Source organism: Kosakonia sp. ML.JS2a, from assembly GCF_025642095.1.
Taxonomy (GTDB): domain Bacteria; phylum Pseudomonadota; class Gammaproteobacteria; order Enterobacterales; family Enterobacteriaceae.
Window position 1 is genome coordinate 2,109,146 of the sequence record NZ_CP106754.1, and the last position, 16,353, is coordinate 2,125,498.

19 protein-coding genes, 3 tRNA genes and 2 pseudogenes are annotated in these 16,353 nt (G+C 50.7%); 19 read left to right on the top strand and 5 right to left on the bottom strand.

Annotated elements, in window-relative coordinates; genetic code table 11:
- Positions 1-284 precede the first annotated feature (284 nt).
- From N7922_RS10080 to sdiA, 7 genes are all read left to right on the top strand, one after another.
- Complete coding sequence (locus N7922_RS10080) at positions 285-1,004, top strand: RNA polymerase sigma factor FliA (RefSeq protein WP_061494319.1); 720 nt, start codon at positions 285-287, stop codon at positions 1,002-1,004.
- Between the two features lie 64 nt (positions 1,005-1,068).
- On the top strand, positions 1,069-1,620 hold the full coding sequence (fliZ, locus tag N7922_RS10085; RefSeq protein ID WP_263100410.1) for a flagella biosynthesis regulatory protein FliZ: 552 nt from the start codon (positions 1,069-1,071) through the stop codon (positions 1,618-1,620).
- Positions 1,621-1,703: 83 nt separating this feature from the next.
- On the top strand, positions 1,704-2,504 hold the full coding sequence (gene tcyJ / locus N7922_RS10090) for a cystine ABC transporter substrate-binding protein (protein ID WP_263100411.1): 801 nt from the start codon (positions 1,704-1,706) through the stop codon (positions 2,502-2,504).
- 108 nt (positions 2,505-2,612) lie between these two features.
- Entirely contained in the window at positions 2,613-3,599 is a 987-nt protein-coding gene (dcyD, locus tag N7922_RS10095) for a D-cysteine desulfhydrase (RefSeq protein WP_263100412.1), read from the top strand.
- A gap of 21 nt (positions 3,600-3,620) precedes the next feature.
- A complete protein-coding gene (gene tcyL, locus N7922_RS10100; RefSeq protein WP_263100413.1) occupies positions 3,621-4,289 on the top strand; it encodes a cystine ABC transporter permease in 669 nt (222 codons plus the stop codon).
- Positions 4,286-5,038, top strand: a complete 753-nt coding sequence (tcyN, locus tag N7922_RS10105) for an L-cystine ABC transporter ATP-binding protein TcyN (RefSeq protein WP_263100414.1) — start codon at positions 4,286-4,288, stop codon at positions 5,036-5,038. The genes tcyL and tcyN overlap by 4 nt, the downstream gene beginning before the upstream one ends.
- A 290-nt stretch (positions 5,039-5,328) precedes the next feature.
- On the top strand, positions 5,329-6,051 hold the full coding sequence (gene sdiA, locus N7922_RS10110) for a transcriptional regulator SdiA (RefSeq protein ID WP_263100415.1): 723 nt from the start codon (positions 5,329-5,331) through the stop codon (positions 6,049-6,051).
- Positions 6,052-6,104: 53 nt separating this feature from the next.
- Here sdiA and N7922_RS10115 read toward each other — a convergent pair whose 3' ends face one another.
- The gene (locus tag N7922_RS10115; RefSeq protein WP_263100416.1) at positions 6,105-6,329 is read right to left on the bottom strand and encodes a DUF2594 family protein; all 225 of its coding nucleotides are present in this window, start codon (positions 6,327-6,329) and stop codon (positions 6,105-6,107) included.
- 467 nt (positions 6,330-6,796) lie between these two features.
- Between N7922_RS10115 and uvrY the strand changes: the two genes are divergently transcribed.
- The 6 genes from uvrY to N7922_RS10145 all read left to right on the top strand — a co-directional run bounded on the left by uvrY (position 6,797) and on the right by N7922_RS10145 (position 10,338).
- Positions 6,797-7,453, top strand: a complete 657-nt coding sequence (gene uvrY, locus N7922_RS10120) for a UvrY/SirA/GacA family response regulator transcription factor (protein ID WP_263100417.1) — start codon at positions 6,797-6,799, stop codon at positions 7,451-7,453.
- Positions 7,450-9,282, top strand: coding sequence for an excinuclease ABC subunit UvrC (gene uvrC / locus N7922_RS10125; RefSeq protein WP_263100418.1), 1,833 nt, complete (start codon positions 7,450-7,452; stop codon positions 9,280-9,282). The genes uvrY and uvrC overlap by 4 nt, the downstream gene beginning before the upstream one ends.
- 56 nt (positions 9,283-9,338) lie before the next feature.
- The gene (gene pgsA / locus N7922_RS10130; RefSeq protein WP_263100419.1) at positions 9,339-9,887 is read left to right on the top strand and encodes a CDP-diacylglycerol--glycerol-3-phosphate 3-phosphatidyltransferase; all 549 of its coding nucleotides are present in this window, start codon (positions 9,339-9,341) and stop codon (positions 9,885-9,887) included.
- 148 nt (positions 9,888-10,035) lie between these two features.
- A tRNA-Gly gene (locus tag N7922_RS10135) sits at positions 10,036-10,111 on the top strand.
- Between the two features lie 53 nt (positions 10,112-10,164).
- Positions 10,165-10,238: transfer RNA gene (locus tag N7922_RS10140), tRNA-Cys, on the top strand.
- A 13-nt stretch (positions 10,239-10,251) separates the two neighbouring features.
- Positions 10,252-10,338: transfer RNA gene (locus N7922_RS10145), tRNA-Leu, on the top strand.
- Between the two features lie 137 nt (positions 10,339-10,475).
- Here N7922_RS10145 and N7922_RS10150 read toward each other — a convergent pair.
- Positions 10,476-10,661, bottom strand: a pseudogene (locus N7922_RS10150) (hypothetical protein); the annotation flags it as partial.
- On the opposite strand from N7922_RS10150, the pseudogene N7922_RS10155 reads away from it, so the two are divergent.
- From N7922_RS10155 to N7922_RS10165, 3 genes and pseudogenes are all read left to right on the top strand, one after another.
- Positions 10,659-10,826 (top strand): annotated as a pseudogene (locus tag N7922_RS10155) (phage portal protein); the annotation flags it as partial. The pseudogenes N7922_RS10150 and N7922_RS10155 sit on opposite strands and share 3 nt — an antisense overlap.
- Before the next feature lie 476 nt (positions 10,827-11,302).
- A complete protein-coding gene (locus tag N7922_RS10160) occupies positions 11,303-11,566 on the top strand; it encodes a DUF2778 domain-containing protein (protein WP_263100881.1) in 264 nt (87 codons plus the stop codon).
- Positions 11,550-11,822: a hypothetical protein gene (locus N7922_RS10165; RefSeq protein ID WP_263100421.1), complete on the top strand. Its 273-nt coding sequence runs from the start codon at positions 11,550-11,552 to the stop codon at positions 11,820-11,822. The genes N7922_RS10160 and N7922_RS10165 overlap by 17 nt, the downstream gene beginning before the upstream one ends.
- Positions 11,823-12,282: 460 nt before the next feature.
- Here N7922_RS10165 and tyrP read toward each other — a convergent pair whose 3' ends face one another.
- Complete coding sequence (gene tyrP / locus N7922_RS10175) at positions 12,283-13,494, bottom strand: tyrosine transporter TyrP (RefSeq protein ID WP_263100422.1); 1,212 nt, start codon at positions 13,492-13,494, stop codon at positions 12,283-12,285.
- A gap of 237 nt (positions 13,495-13,731) precedes the next feature.
- Between tyrP and N7922_RS10180 the strand changes: the two genes are divergently transcribed.
- Positions 13,732-14,073, top strand: coding sequence for a hypothetical protein (locus tag N7922_RS10180; protein WP_263100423.1), 342 nt, complete (start codon positions 13,732-13,734; stop codon positions 14,071-14,073).
- Positions 14,074-14,139: 66 nt separating this feature from the next.
- Positions 14,140-14,379, top strand: a complete 240-nt coding sequence (locus N7922_RS10185; RefSeq protein WP_263100424.1) for a YecH family metal-binding protein — start codon at positions 14,140-14,142, stop codon at positions 14,377-14,379.
- Positions 14,380-14,418: 39 nt separating this feature from the next.
- Here N7922_RS10185 and ftnA read toward each other — a convergent pair whose 3' ends face one another.
- Together ftnA and yecR are read right to left on the bottom strand one after the other, a co-directional pair.
- Positions 14,419-14,916: a non-heme ferritin gene (ftnA, locus tag N7922_RS10190; RefSeq protein WP_263100425.1), complete on the bottom strand. Its 498-nt coding sequence runs from the start codon at positions 14,914-14,916 to the stop codon at positions 14,419-14,421.
- Positions 14,917-15,120: 204 nt separating this feature from the next.
- The gene (yecR, locus tag N7922_RS10195) at positions 15,121-15,453 is read right to left on the bottom strand and encodes a YecR-like lipofamily protein (RefSeq protein ID WP_263100426.1); all 333 of its coding nucleotides are present in this window, start codon (positions 15,451-15,453) and stop codon (positions 15,121-15,123) included.
- 260 nt (positions 15,454-15,713) lie between these two features.
- Between yecR and N7922_RS10200 the strand changes: the two genes are divergently transcribed.
- Entirely contained in the window at positions 15,714-16,352 is a 639-nt protein-coding gene (locus N7922_RS10200; RefSeq protein ID WP_263100427.1) for an RpiB/LacA/LacB family sugar-phosphate isomerase, read from the top strand.
- Position 16,353: the final 1 nt, after the last annotated feature.

Genomic DNA, 16,353 nt, shown 5'->3' on the forward strand with positions numbered 1-16,353 from the left:
AGCTAAAATTTCAATTAGGGTAAAGAGGTTTGGGGCGGTTCGTTAATAACAGCGACAATGCCGGAGCGACATTTTCAATGTAAATGTGAAAAATGAAGCGTTTTAGCATTGTTCATTTACCGCATTGATTATTCGATGTTTCTTCATTTTTGGATCCATTGAGTTCACTGCGATTCTTTTATTAATGCAAATAACCCCCCATTTCACCCATTATTCATCCGATTAAAACCACTCCAGAATCGGATAATCATGCCGATAACTCAATTAACGCAGGGCTGTTTATCGTGAATTCACTCTATACCGCTGAAGGTGTAATGGATAAACACTCGCTATGGCAGCGTTATGTTCCGCTGGTGCGTCACGAAGCATTGCGCCTGCAGGTGCGTTTGCCGGCGAGCGTGGAACTGGACGACCTGCTACAGGCGGGCGGAATCGGGCTACTGAATGCAGTAGACCGCTATGACGCCCTGCAAGGAACGGCATTTACCACTTACGCAGTGCAGCGTATTCGTGGGGCGATGCTGGACGAATTGCGCAGCCGTGATTGGGTGCCGCGAAGCGTCCGGCGTAATGCCCGCGAAGTGGCGCAGGCGATGGGGCAACTTGAGCAAGAACTGGGACGTAACGCGTCGGAAACAGAAGTGTCGCAGCGTCTTGGCATTCCTGTAGAGGAATACCGTCAGATGTTGCTCGATACGAACAATAGTCAGCTTTTTTCCTACGATGAGTGGCGGGAAGAGCACGGCGACAGTATCGAGCTGGTGACGGATGATCATCAACAGGAAAACCCGTTATTCCAGTTAATGGAAAGTAATTTGCGTCACCGGGTGATGGAAGCAATCGAATCGCTCCCGGAACGTGAACAACTGGTATTAACGCTTTACTATCAGGAAGAACTCAATCTCAAAGAGATTGGCGCCGTCCTGGAAGTAGGGGAATCGCGGGTCAGTCAGCTCCATAGTCAGGCCATTAAGCGCTTACGTACCAAGCTGGGTAAGTTATAGGTTGGTGATCCTGCATCGCCTCCTGGGGAAATGCCGTACAACGCATTGACAACCAGGAGTTATCATGACGGTGCAGCAACCTAAAAGACGGCCTTTAAGCCGCTACCTTAAAGACTTTAAACACAGCCAGACGCATTGCGCTCATTGTCACAAGTTGCTTGACCGCATCACACTGGTACGTCGGGGCGAAATCGTCAATAAAATCGCGATTTCGCGCCTCGATACGCTGTTGGATGAAGCGGCCTGGCAACAGGAGCAGAAAGAGTGGGTTGCGTTGTGTCGTTTCTGCGGCGATTTGCATTGCAAAGAGCAGAGCGATTTCTTTGATATCATCGGTTTTAAACAATATCTCTTCGAACAAACGGAAATGAGCCACGGTACCGTGCGCGAGTACGTTGTTCGTCTGCGCCGGCTGGGGAATCACCTCAGCGAGCTTAATATTTCCCGTCAATTACTTGAAGAAGGCTTCCTCGACGAAAATCTGGAGCCCTGGTTACCCGCGACCAGCACCAACAATTATCGGATTGCGTTGCGCAAATACGCGCAGTTTAAAGCGCAGATGCGCTTCACGGCAGTGCAAAAAGTCGCTGTCGGCGCAATATCTGATATATATTGAAAAAGAATAACATGTAGCCGGGCCGTGCTTGAACTTACCGTCAGGCACCGCGCACTACAGTCAAATTCTTAATCGGGGTGACTATGAAACTAGCACTGTTGGGACGCCAGGCGCTGATGGGCGTGATGGCTGTCGCGCTGGTGGCGGGGATGAGCGCGAAAACCTTCGCGGCGGAAAACCTGCTCAGCAAGGTTAAAGAGCGTGGCACACTGTTAGTCGGTCTGGAAGGCACCTACCCGCCGTTCAGTTTCCAGGGCGATGATGGCAAACTGACGGGGTTTGAAGTGGAGTTCGCCGATGCGCTGGCGCAACACCTGGGCGTGAAAGCCGCGCTGAAACCCACCAAATGGGACGGTATGCTGGCGTCGCTGGATTCTAAACGCATCGACGTGGTCATTAACCAGGTGACCATTACTGATGAGCGTAAGAAAAAATATGACTTCTCCACGCCGTATACGGTCTCCGGTATCCAGGCGCTGGTAAAAAAAGGTCACGAAGCGGATATTCACTCCGCCGCCGACCTGAAAGGGAAGAAAGTGGGCGTCGGTCTGGGCACCAACTATGAAGAGTGGCTGCGTCAGAATGTTCAGGGTGTTGATATTCGCACCTATGATGATGACCCGACAAAATATCAGGATCTGCGCGTTGGTCGCATTGACGCCATTCTGGTCGATCGTCTGGCGGCACTCGATCTGGTGAAAAAAACGAAAGACACGCTTGCCGTGGCAGGGGATGCGTTCTCCCGTCAGGAAGCAGGCGTTGCGGTACGCAAGGGCAATGATGACCTGCTGAAGGCGATTGATACGGCTATCGCAGAGATGCTAAAAGACGGCTCCTTAAAAGCGCTGTCGGAAAAATGGTTTGGCGCGGATGTGACGAAGTAATCGTTGCCCGCAAAAAAAGGCGCTTAATCAAGCGCCTTTTTTATTTCAGCAGTTTTAGCATGCATAATAAAAATTAACATTCATCGTTTTCCGGTATCCGGAGGTTTTATGCCACTGCACAATTTGACCCGCTTTCCGCGCCTGGAATTGATTGGCGCACCCACGCCGCTGGAGTACCTGCCGCGTCTCTCCGACTACCTTGGGCGCGAGATTTTTATCAAGCGTGATGATGTGACGCCTGTCGCCATGGGCGGTAATAAGCTGCGCAAACTGGAATTTCTTGCCGCCGATGCATTGCGCGAAGGTGCGGATACGCTGGTGACGGCCGGGGCGATCCAGTCCAACCACGTGCGCCAGACAGCGGCGGTGGCGGCAAAATTGGGGCTGCACTGTGTGGCGCTGCTGGAAAACCCGATTGGCACGACAGCAGAGAATTACCTGAGCAACGGTAACCGCTTACTGTTGGATCTGTTTTCTGCGCAAATCGAAATGTGCGAGGCGCTGAACGATCCCGTTACGCAACTGGATGAGCTGGCGACACGCCTCGAAGCCCAGGGGTTCCGCCCCTATGTGATCCCTGTTGGCGGCTCCAGTGCGCTCGGTGCGATGGGCTATGTGGAAAGTGCGCTGGAGATTGCCCAGCAGTGCGAAGGGGCGGTGGGTCTTTCCTCGGTGGTGGTGGCGTCTGGCAGTGCGGGGACGCATGCCGGACTGGCTGTCGGGCTGGAACAGCTGATGCCAGAGGTCGAACTGATTGGCGTGACGGTTTCCCGTAGCGTTGCCGATCAAAAACCCAGGGTGGTGACATTGCAGCAGGCGATTGCGCGTGAGCTGGAGATCCAGGCCGCTGCCGATATTTTGCTGTGGGATGACTACTTTGCGCCGGGATACGGCAGGCCAAATGATGAAGGCATGGAGGCAGTAAAACTGCTGGCGCGTCTGGAGGGCATTTTGCTCGATCCCGTGTACACCGGGAAGGCAATGGCCGGGTTGCTGGATGGTATTGAGCAGAAGCGGTTTAAAGATAACGGCCCGATCCTGTTTGTGCATACCGGTGGGGCGCCAGCGCTATTTGCCTACCATCCCCATGTTTAACTCACTGGCAGAGCGCGCACAATGCAAGAGAGTCTGCAACTGGTTATCGATTCCGCTCCCTATCTGTTAAAGGGGGCGGTATTTACACTGCAACTGAGCGTCGGCGGGATGTTCTTTGGCTTGCTGCTGGGATTTGTGCTCGCGTTAATGCGTATGTCGCCACTGTTAGCCGTACGCTGGCTCGCCCGTTTCTATATCTCCGTTTTTCGTGGCACGCCGCTTATTGCGCAGTTGTTTATGATTTACTACGGTCTGCCGCAGTTTGGTATTGAACTGGATCCGGTTCCCTCGGCAATGATTGGGCTTTCGCTGAACACTGCGGCTTATGCCGCCGAGACTCTGCGCGCGGCGATCTCTGCTATTGATAAAGGGCAGTGGGAGGCGGCGGCCAGCATTGGCATGACACGGTGGCAGACGTTACGCCGGGCAATTCTTCCTCAAGCCGCGCGTGTTGCGCTACCGCCCCTGAGCAACAGTTTTATTAGCCTGGTGAAGGACACCTCGCTGGCGGCGACCATTCAGGTGCCGGAACTGTTTCGTCAGGCGCAACTGATCACCTCCCGTACGCTGGAAGTGTTTACGATGTATCTTGCTGCCTCACTGATCTACTGGGTGATGGCGACGCTCCTTTCCACGCTGCAAAACTATTTCGAACATCAGCTTAATCGGCCGGAGCGCGAGGCGAAATGAGTACGATCGAAATCAGAAACCTGGTGAAAACATTTCATGGTCAAACGGTGCTGCACGGCATCAATCTTGAGGTGCAGGAGGGGGAGGTGGTGGTGATTATCGGGCCGAGCGGCTCCGGTAAAACGACCTTACTGCGCAGTATCAATTTGCTGGAACAACCCGATAACGGCACGATCCGGGTGGGGGACATTACCATCGATACTGCCCGCGCCATCAGCCAGCAAAAGGCGGCGATACGCCAGTTACGCCAGCATGTGGGTTTTGTGTTTCAGAACTTCAACCTGTTTCCACACCGTACGGTGCTGGAGAACATCATTGAAGGGCCGGTGATTGTCAAAGGCGAGCCAAAAGAGGAAGCGACTGCGCGCGCCCGTGAGCTATTAGCAAAGGTGGGCTTAAGCGGTAAAGAGATGAGCTATCCGCGGCGGTTATCCGGTGGGCAACAGCAGCGCGTGGCGATTGCCCGTGCGCTGGCGATGCGCCCGGATGTGCTGCTGTTTGATGAGCCGACGTCGGCGCTGGATCCTGAACTGGTCGGGGAGGTCCTGACCGCCATTCGCCAACTGGCGCAGGAGAAACGCACCATGGTGATCGTCACCCATGAGATGAGTTTTGCCCGCGACGTTGCCGACCGGGCCATATTTATGGACCAGGGGCGCATTGTTGAAGAGGGCGCGGCAAAAGCGCTATTTAGCGAACCGCAGCAGCCGCGTACGCGCCAGTTTCTGGAAAAATTTTTGTTACGGTAATAATGGGCGATTCCGCCAGTGCCTTTCACTGAATTGCATTAATTTAACTTAAGTTAAATTTGTTCGCGTTGGATTAATTGCATACAGATTATAAGGGCATATTTATGCCGCCCCGCATTGCGCCTGAAAAAACAGGCAGTTTTTCCTTCCTGATGTTGTTGTAAAACCCGTCAATAAATCCAATTTATTTCCAGATATCCCGATATTTTATATTCATAATTAAGTTTTATGTGTTAGTTTGTTGTATACAAAATAATGATTATTAAAACTCAGGGGTATTACCGGTCGGTATGCAGGAGAAAGCTTTTTTTACCTGGAGACGTGAAATCTTGTCACGTTTTCAGGAGATGACAACGGCGGAAGAGATTTATTCGGAGCTGCAGCGCCAGACGCAGCAGTTGGAATTTGATTATTTTGCGCTTTGCGTACGTCATCCGGTGCCGTTTACCCGGCCAAAGATTAGCGTTGAAAGTACGTATCCTCAGGCGTGGATGTCGCACTATCAGGCGGAGAATTACTTCGCCATTGACCCGGTGCTGAAGGCGGAAAATTTCATCCAGGGGCATTTGCCCTGGAGTGATAAACTCTTTCAGGATGCGATGACGTTATGGGATGCCGCGCGCGATCACGGTTTGCGCAAAGGGATATCTCAATGCCTGATGTTGCCGAATCACGCCATGGGCTTTCTGTCTGTTTCGCGTAATAATGTGTTTGGCAAAATGATGGACGAGGACGAAATTGAGATGCGCCTGCAAACGCTGGTGCAGATGAGTTTGTTAATGCTCTCCCGTCTGGAAAACGAGATGGTGATGGCGCCCGAGATGAAATTCAGTAAACGTGAAAGAGAAATACTGAAGTGGACGGCGGAAGGGAAAACATCAGCGGAAATCGCGATGATCTTGTCTATTTCCGAAAATACGGTCAATTTCCATCAAAAAAACATGCAGAAAAAATTCAATGCGCCGAATAAAACGCAGATTGCCTGCTATGCGGCGGCGACCGGGATGATTTGAATTCTGCGCGTCAGACATCAGCGGCTGCCTGGTAACCCGGGCAGCCGTTTTTATTACTGGCGATAAGCCTGTTTAATCTGCTTAACAGTGCTGGAAAACACGGCAGCCTGCGTTTCATCTTCCAACTGGTCGATTTGTTTTTCCATTTTAAGAATGACGCGGCCTGCGTCAGCCTGACCCATTGCCTGCAGCATCAGTGTCATCAATGATTTCAGGCAGGAAACCTCCAGTGCCAGTTCCTTTGCATTATCAGCAGTGGAAAAATCCGGTGTGCTCAATTTATTTTCCTCATTACGTTGTCGCGCAACTGCGCGACGATCACTGTCAAAGCGGCGGAGTATACCATAAGGTCAGCAAAAGATAGCAGTGGTTGTTTTTTGATCGTCGCTGGATGGTTTATTAAATTAAACTGCTGATGCATTAAAAACACACAGTTTTTGGGTTGCCCGAAAATATATGTTTACTTCAGGTTTAGTCAGAGTTAATTGTTGTTACAAATCCTGCGGGATAATTATCGATAGCAGAAAAACGATTTTTTGGTAACTTTATGAAAATTGGTGTTTAAATTTTTTCCCGCTGCGCTTGAGACCGGAAGAAAAGTTTCCGCTTTATGTCGCTCTAATTTCCAGAAACGAGAGCGAAATCCGGTCGCCACTGTTTTTAGTCGTTCACTGTTAGGTAAAAAAAAGCTAATATACGGTGAATTAGTTTTCAGCAGCGTTATCCCTATTCCGGAGATACTCCTTTGATCAACGTACTACTTGTTGATGACCATGAACTGGTGCGCGCAGGGATACGACGCATTCTCGAAGATATTAAGGGCATAAGAGTCACTGGCGAGGTCTGTTGCGGTGAGGACGCCATCAAATGGTGTCGCGCCAACTCCGTCGATGTTGTATTGATGGATATGAACATGCCCGGCATTGGCGGCCTTGAAGCCACGCGCAAAATTGCGCGCGGCAATGTCGACACCAAAGTCATTATGCTCACGGTCCACACCGAAAACCCTCTGCCTGCCAAAGTGATGCAGGCTGGCGCAGCGGGCTACCTCAGTAAAGGCGCGGCACCACAGGAAGTGGTTAATGCTATCCGCTCTGTACATTCCGGTCAGCGTTATATCGCCTCCGATATCGCGCAGCAAATGGCGCTGAGCCAAATCGAACCCGAAAAAACGGACTCGCCGTTCTCCACGTTGTCTGAGCGCGAATTGCAGATTATGCTGATGATCACAAGGGGCCAGAAGGTCAACGAGATCTCGGAACAGTTACATCTGAGCCCGAAAACGGTGAACAGCTATCGCTACCGGATGTTCAGTAAATTGAACATTCACGGTGACGTCGAATTGACGCACCTCGCCATTCGCCATGGTTTGTGCAATGCGGAGACGTTAACAAGTCAGTGACTGAAGTTTTTGATTCGAAAGCATTTCTTAAAACGGTTACCAGCAAACCCGGTGTCTATCGCATGTATGATACCGGCGGTACCGTTATCTATGTAGGTAAAGCGAAAGACCTGAAAAAACGGCTTTCCAGCTATTTTCGTAGCAACCTCGCGTCGCGCAAGACCGAAGCGCTGGTGGCGCAGATCCAGCAAATTGATGTGACCGTTACGCACACTGAAACGGAAGCGCTGCTGCTGGAACATAACTACATCAAGTTGTACCAGCCCCGCTATAACGTGCTGCTGCGTGATGACAAATCCTATCCCTTTATTTTTCTTAGCGCGGATACGCACCCACGCCTGGCGATGCATCGCGGGGCGAAACACGCTAAAGGGGAGTATTTCGGCCCCTTCCCGAATGGCTACGCGGTGCGTGAAACTCTGGCGCTATTACAGAAAATTTTCCCGGTGCGCCAGTGTGAAAATAGCGTTTATCGCAACCGTTCGCGCCCGTGCCTGCAATATCAGATTGGCCGCTGCCTTGGACCCTGCGTTGCCGGGTTAGTGAGTGAAGAGGAGTATGCGCAACAAGTGGATTACGTGCGCATGTTCCTGGCGGGCAAAGACGACCAGGTGCTGACGCAGCTTATCGCGCGTATGGAAAAAGCCAGCCAGGTGCTGGAGTTTGAAGAAGCTGCACGTATTCGTGATCAGATCCAGGCGGTGCGTCGCGTGACAGAAAAACAGTTTGTGTCCAATACGGGCGACGATCTGGATGTGATTGGCGTCGCGTTTGATGCCGGTATGGCCTGCGTTCACGTGTTGTTTATCCGACAGGGGAAAGTACTGGGTAGCCGCAGCTACTTTCCGAAAGTGCCTGGTGGTACGGAGCTGGGAGAAGTGGTGGAAACCTTTGTCGGCCAGTTCTATTTGCAGGGAAGCCAGATGCGTACATTACCTGGCGAGATCCTGCTGGATTTTAACCTGAGCGATAAAACGCTGCTCAGCGACTCGCTGTCGGAACTGGCTGGGCGGCGCGTCAACGTGCAGACAAAACCACGTGGCGACCGCGCCCGCTATCTCAAGCTGGCGCGCACCAACGCTGCTACGGCGCTCAGTACCAAACTTTCGCAACAGTCCACGGTCCATCAGCGTCTTGCTGCGCTGGCCAGCGTACTGGAGCTGCCAGCGGTTAAACGGATGGAGTGCTTTGATATCAGTCATACCATGGGGGAACAGACGATTGCGTCCTGCGTGGTGTTTGATGCCAATGGCCCGCTGCGTGCAGAGTATCGTCGCTATAATATCACCGGGATCACGCCGGGGGATGATTATGCAGCGATGAACCAGGTACTGCGCCGCCGCTATGGAAAGGCCATTGAGGAGAGTAAAATCCCGGACGTGATTTTAATCGATGGCGGCAAAGGGCAGTTGGGGCAGGCGAAAACGGTTTTTGCCGAGCTGGACGTTCCCTGGGACAAGCATAAACCCTTGCTGTTAGGGGTAGCGAAGGGCGCCGATCGTAAAGCCGGGCTGGAGACGCTGTTCTTCGAACCGGAAGGCGAGGGTTTCAGTTTGCCGCCGGATTCTCCTGCGTTGCATGTTATCCAGCATATTCGTGATGAATCACACGATCATGCGATTAGTGGTCACCGTAAAAAACGTGCGAAAGTGAAAAATACCAGTACGCTGGAAACCATCGAAGGTGTGGGGCCAAAACGCCGCCAGATGTTGTTGAAGTATATGGGCGGCTTGCAAGGATTACTTAATGCCAGTATTGAAGAAATCTCAAAAGTGCCGGGCATCTCCCAGGGACTGGCAGAAAAGATCTTCTACTCGTTGAAACATTGAGGGCTCTGTAGCAACATAGAGCGAATATCCACGGACAACAGACAGTTAACGCCGCTATGCGATTCAATATTCCTACGTTGCTCACCCTTTTTCGCGTCATCCTGATCCCGTTTTTCGTGCTGGCGTTTTACCTGCCTTTTCAGTGGGCTCCGTTTGTGTGCGCACTGATTTTCTGTTGCGCCGCGGTGACTGACTGGTTTGATGGCTTTCTGGCGCGCCGCTGGAACCAGAGCACGCGTTTTGGCGCATTTCTTGATCCGGTTGCCGATAAAGTCCTGGTGGCGATCGCCATGGTGCTGGTGGCCGAACACTATCATAGCTGGTGGGTGACATTACCGGCCGCCACGATGATCGCCCGCGAAATCATTATTTCCGCGCTGCGCGAATGGATGGCGGAGATGGGGAAACGCAGCCGCGTGGCGGTTTCCTGGATCGGGAAAGTCAAAACGACATCACAAATGGTGGCGCTGGTGTGGTTGCTGTGGCGCCCCAATGTGTGGGTGGAATATGCCGGTGTTGCGTTGTTCTTTGTTGCGGCAGTACTGACGCTGTGGTCAATGCTGCAATACCTGAATGCAGCGCGCGGCGATTTGCTTGAACAGTGATCGTTTCGTCGTAATTTTCAGCAAACGATCTGCCTTTTGAAAAATATCGTTGACTCAGTGCGTCAGGTAAGTAGAATGCAACGCATCGGAAGGCAGCTTAGCTCGTCAGAAGATAATAAAATCAAGTGATTAGACAATACTTGATAATGCGGGAATAGCTCAGTTGGTAGAGCACGACCTTGCCAAGGTCGGGGTCGCGAGTTCGAGTCTCGTTTCCCGCTCCAATTTAAAACATCGGCTTTATTAGCGGATGCAGGCTGAAAAGCCTGAAGAATCTGGCGCGTTAGCAAAGCGGTTATGTAGCGGATTGCAAATCCGTCTAGTCCGGTTCGACTCCGGAACGCGCCTCCAATTTCTTCCCGAAGCCCGGATGGTGGAATCGGTAGACACAAGGGATTTAAAATCCCTCGGCGTTCGCGCTGTGCGGGTTCAAGTCCCGCTCCGGGTACCATGGGGAAACATCAGAATAATCAAAGCAATAAGCAGTGTCGTTAAACCACCGAAAGGTGGTTTTTTTGTGCCTGTAATTTGCCGAGTGGCGATAATGTTCGGCATCCTCCCTGTGGTGAACAAGGAAGATAATAATAATTAAACGGAAGGGCTTAACTGCCTGTCCCCATAATGGGAGGCAGGGAAGGTGTCTGCGGGGATAAATCCACCGTCATCAATCGAATGTGCCGCTCGAGCAATAATCCATTCCTGAGGATCAATCTCTGATTTAAACCCCGCTACGGTTCAATGCATTTCCGTATAGAGATCGCCACGGCCCTGCGCGGCGGCAACGGTAATGTCTTATTCGTCGATAAGGAAAAAGCCGCCTGGGTGTTTGCCACCAGTGAGTTGACGCCGCTGATGAAGGCCATGAAACACGTCAATGACAGGCTGGGCGAGGAGGTTAGCCGCTTCAACCCTTATGTACTCCTCTCCGCCAGCGTCTGAATATTCGGCAGACACCATCAGAAGTGAGGGTGTTTCGTTTAAACTCACGAAAAAACTTCTAATTTTTTCACCTTCCGTCACTGCCACGCTGTTTGCCAGCATCATTTTTCGCATATCTCACCAAACGCACTGTAAACCGCTCTGAAGCGACATCTTCTCACCTGTCTCGCGCACTCTTGCAGCCATTGTCCCTTAAAAAATGATCCTGATTTAAAGTGAAAGCCGCTATAGCAAGCAAGGCGCATTTTTCATTGCAAATCCATTGCCATTTGCGCTTTTGCTCTAAAGGAAAAATGCGCGTAATCTGCGTAACGTTCTACCGAAAGGCAATGGACTGGCGTCTGTACGTGGCGCTTTTATGGAGGTACTTATTCAGGTGATGGACGAAACGATTAAGTGAGTTAAACCAGTGGGCGAAAGAAGTGGCTACAGGTAACAGCTATGATGACTGGTTTGGTTTGTTTCGTCAGGATGGTGTGATTGATGACAGGACGCAGTTTAAAGCTGGCCCAGGTTATTACTACCGAAGCAGTTTCCGGCTACATCCGTTAAGGCCTGATGGGACAGGGCTTAGCGAAGGATGCATAACATTCTATCGGCGGGCTGATTTTTACGCCGTTCGCGCGGCATTACTTCATGCGCATAAAATGCCTGTCTCTGGCGGTAACGGGCTGATGGCGTATGGTGAGATTATAGTAACCGGTAACACAGGAAGGAATTGTAATGTCAGTCATCGCTAAATGGGCCACACGGCTTATTGCTTTCCTTGTGCTCAGTTATCTGGTTGCAATCAGTGGAGCTTTGCGGCCGCTGGTCAATAGTATCTATATTCCGTTCACAGACTTTATAACCAGGCTGGGACTTGGCGAGATGCGCGATTACTCCGATCGGCTGGATAACAATTTAATTGTGTTGTATTTCTTATTCTCAGCTATTACAGCAGTTCTGCTTATTGCATTTGTTGAGTGGTCGATAAGGCAGGTTAGCAAAAAATAAAACTATTGCTAATAACGGATGCTGCTACAGTTGGCATCCGTTGCCGATCTCCTAATTTGTATCAGAAAAGATCACATTTAGTATGATGCTTTTCTAGGGCAACACAATATCAACATCGTGTAGTAGGCATGGAGCGAGAAGCGGGCAGTCAATCCGGTGAACGCGTTTATGGTTACAGGTATTACCCTTCCTGCGAAGCAACTGGAACAGCTTCTTAAAACCTTATCGTGGCTAGCGTTCTGCTAGCTCAGTCGGCACCTCAGTAATGATCGGGTGTTCGATTAATCGGGCTTTACGCATGGTGATCTCGTCAGAAGACATCATTAATATGTCGGAAGATCTCTAAAAGTGAATGGTTCGTTTTACCGGGATACTTAGCGTTTTTTTGTACCTGCGATTTACTGTCCCCATAAAAAACGCGCGAGCCATAATATGCTCGCGCGTTTTATTATTCATCCCGTCAGCCTACTTCCGGCAGTAGCCCGGCAACGATGGAAAACTGGATGGCAATAATGGCGATACCCGCGGCAAAAATCAGGCACAGCACGGGTCTGCCGCCCAGCACGCGATATTCTCCCTGCGGATGATGTTTACGGCTTTGCCACGCCAGCATTGATGGCAGCAACAGCGCAAGCACAGAGAGCGCTACGCCAGCATAGCCCAGCGCCATTACAAACCCGCGGGGATAAAACAGAGCAAATGCCAGCGGGGGCAGGAAGGTGATCAGACCTGTTTGCAGGCGACCGACAGCATTATTGCGACGCTGGAAAAGATCGGCGAGGTAGTCGAACAATCCCAGTGAGACCCCAAGGAACGATGTTGCCAGCGCCAGATCAGCAAATAGATGCACCGCCAACTCCACATGGGGAGAGGCGACAACCTCGCGTAACGCCTGCAACAGACCGTTCAAACCTGCCTGACTGGCCAGCAGCCCGAGAAAAGTAGACGAATCAATGCTGCCGAGTGTGGCAAGTTGCCAGAAGATGTAAGCAACCAGCGGAATGGCGCTGCCTGTAATGAAGATCCCGCGCAGTTTTCGAATATTGCCGCCCATATAACTGACGATACTGGGCACGCTGCCGTGAAAACCAAACGAAGTGAAAATTACCGGCATAGCGGACAATGCCAGACCTTTTTCCAGCGGCAGGGTTAACAAATTGGCCTGATGCACATGCGGCATCAACAACGCCAGCATGACCACCAGGAAAATGATCTTCGCGCTGAACAGAAAACGGTTAAACAGATCGACCAGCGAGGTGCCAATGCAAACCACGCCTCCGGCAATAACGGTGAACATCAATACGCCAGCGACAGGAGAGAGCTGCAAATCGAGCCATTGATTAAGGCTGGAGGCCAGTAATTCACCTGCGCCACTGATATACGCTGCCGTAAGGGCATACATCAAAAACATCATGCTAAAGCCGGTAACCCACTGCCCGTAGCGCCCCAGATAGCGCCGCGCCAGCGATCCAAGCCCGGTATCCGCCGGAACGTGCTGGTAAACTTCCAGCAACAACAGCGCGGTGTAACACATCACTCCCCACAGCGTAAACAGCAAAACCAACGTAGTGGCAAACCCCACTCCCGCTGCCGCCAGCGGCATTGCTAACATTCCTGCGCCAATGGTGGTGCCGGCAACGATAAAAACACTACCAAGTGTCCGATTTTTCACGCTTTCCTCTGCAATAAAACGCACTGCCAATTCAATCTGCCGCGCAGAGTAAGGGAATTCAGTGATTTCGTCAAACGACCGTTACAATGGGTGTAATTATTTGTTTACGAACATGGTTTTCGGTCATCTGCCTGGCGGAATCAGGGTATTTGACTACTTCATCAGGGGAATAGGTTTGCGCGACAATTCGCAGTACTTTAAAAAATAATGATAAATTATCAAAAAAAGAGGAAGCGGATGCAGAGCGTCAATCCCTTCACGGCAACGTGGTCGCGCAACGGAAATTTACTTTGCCACGGGCACTGGATCATTCGCTGGATGGACAAGCCGGTCGAATTGCCTGAACCCCGGCGAGAGAAAGATATGGGCACGTGGGCCATCTATTCCATTATCGATCCCGATGATGAGACATTTGCGCAGGGACTGGAAGAAGACGCGTGGATTATTGAAAATGTCGACTGGCTAACCGATCTGTTTTATGACCATAGCATCGCGCTGGAAACGGAAAATTACCGTTATTTTTATCAGGCGGTTAATAAGCAGGACTGGCGATGCACCAGCTGCGCCGGATGCATGTAAACCTGTTTTAGCGCAACATTCGTCCCTAATGTTGTGTTTATGATGCATCTTTTGCGAGGAGGATTTATGGCATCGGTTCACGGTCACGAAGTACTGAATATGATGATTGCATCGGGCGAGCACTATTCAAATGAGAGCCTGGCGGCGGCAATTATCACCCGCTTTGGGGCGGATACGCGTTTTCACACGTGCTCAGCCGAGGGAATGACAGCGGTGGAACTGGTTGCGTTTCTTGCATCCAAAGGAAAATTTGTTCCCGTTGAAGACGGGTTTTCCACTCACGAAAGTAAAATCTGCAACCATTAATAAAGCGGGCGGTAAAGGGATACCTTACCGCCCATTTTATTAGTTCTGCGCGTCGAGAGTTGCCAGCTCTTTATCGACGAAATAAAGACCTTCACCGCTTTTACCAACCAGTGATAATTTATCGATCACCGATTTAAACAGTTTCTCTTCTTCGTGCTGCTCTGCCACGTACCATTGCAGGAAATTAAAGGTTGGGTAATCCTGCGAGGTCATTGCGACGTGGGCCAGTTCGTTAATTTTTTGCGTGATCAGTTGCTCGTGTTGATATGTCGCGTGGAACAGGACATCCAGCGAAGCATAGTCTGCAACCGGTGATTCAATAGCGTTAATCCGCGGGAGACTTCCGGTATCCGTCAGGTAGTCGAACAGGCGCTGCATGTGGGTCATTTCTTCTTGTGCATGACGGCGCAGAAATGCGGCCGCACCTTCGAAACTGTGGAAGCTGCACCATGCGCTCATTTGTTGATAGAGCAGGGAAGAAAACAGTTCCAGATTCATTTGTTCATTTAATTTTTCAATCATCTCTGCTTTTAGCATGGTGCGCTCCAGGAAATAAATCATTGATATAAGAGCGGCCACTATAATTTGTTATTTAATTATTTGCAAAAGGTAAAATAAAAAATACATCGCTTAAAAAAGAGAATGAGAATAACACGCATTGCGCGGCAATAATAAATAAATGAGAATTGTTTTGATTATTAATAAAAGAAAAAGCCAGCGTATTGTCGCTGGCTCAGGGAATTACCAGGTGGGCGTTGTGTGATTAAAAGCCATGCCGCGACACTGGTATTGCAGCGTCACTGTTTTGTTCATGCAGGCAGAACCGCTGATCAGGCTACAGGTTTCTACCGGTTTTCCATAAAAGAAGGCGGTGGCGTACCCCATCTGCTGGCACTGTTTATTCGCCGTCCTTTGCGCGTTGTCTTGATCATAGGTCGCATTCTGCATCATCTGCTGGTCAAAGCTCAGACGCACCAGCCCACTGGTGGTATCCACTTCACTGATTTTCGCCTCTTTGGTGATGGTACAGCCACTGAGCAGTACCAGTGAGGCAACTAAAGCAATTGTTTTCATGAAATCGCCCTGATTCATTTTGGCATGATCTCATCTTATCGTGTTGATTTGGAGGCAATCGGTGGAATAGCCAGCGGAACTGCCGCTATTCATGAAAACGGCCAAGCGTTCCGTTTGCGGGTGACCTCTACGGGACGGTAAAACTGTGAGCGGCATTTTGATTTTTAAAACCATTTTTCATTAAATTTGAAAGTATGTTTGTCAGGTAGTAAGGTTTACTCAACCTTTGCTATCTGAAGCATGCTTACAGGAGATCAAAAATGAAAATTGCACTGATGATGGAAAACAGCCAGGCGGCGAAGAACGCCATCATTCTCAAAGAGTTGAAAACCGTTGCTGATGAGAAGGACTTCCCGGTATTCAACGTGGGCATGAGTGACGAAAATGACCATCATCTGACTTACATCCATCTGGGGATTATGGCCAGCATTCTGCTTAATTCTAAAGCGGTTGATTTTGTGGTGACCGGCTGCGGTACCGGGCAGGGCGCGCTGATGTCGCTGAATATCCATCCTGGCGTGGTATGCGGCTACTGTATCGACCCGGCGGATGCTTTCCTGTTCGCGCAGATCAACAACGGTAACGCGCTGGCGCTGCCATTCGCCAAAGGCTTTGGCTGGGGAGCAGAACTCAATGTGCGCTTTATCTTTGAAAAAGCGTTCACTGGCCGTAAAGGTGAAGGCTATCCGCCAGAGCGTAAAGAGCCGCAGGTGCGTAACGCCGGTATTCTGAATCAGGTTAAAGCCGCTGTGGTCAAAGAGAATTATCTTGATACCCTGCGCGCGATTGACCGTGAACTGGTGAAAACCGCCGTTTCGGGTGAACGCTTCCAGCAGTGCTTCTTTGAAAACTGCCAGAGCAAAGAGATCGAAGCGTTCGTTCGCGAAGTTCTCGCCTGAT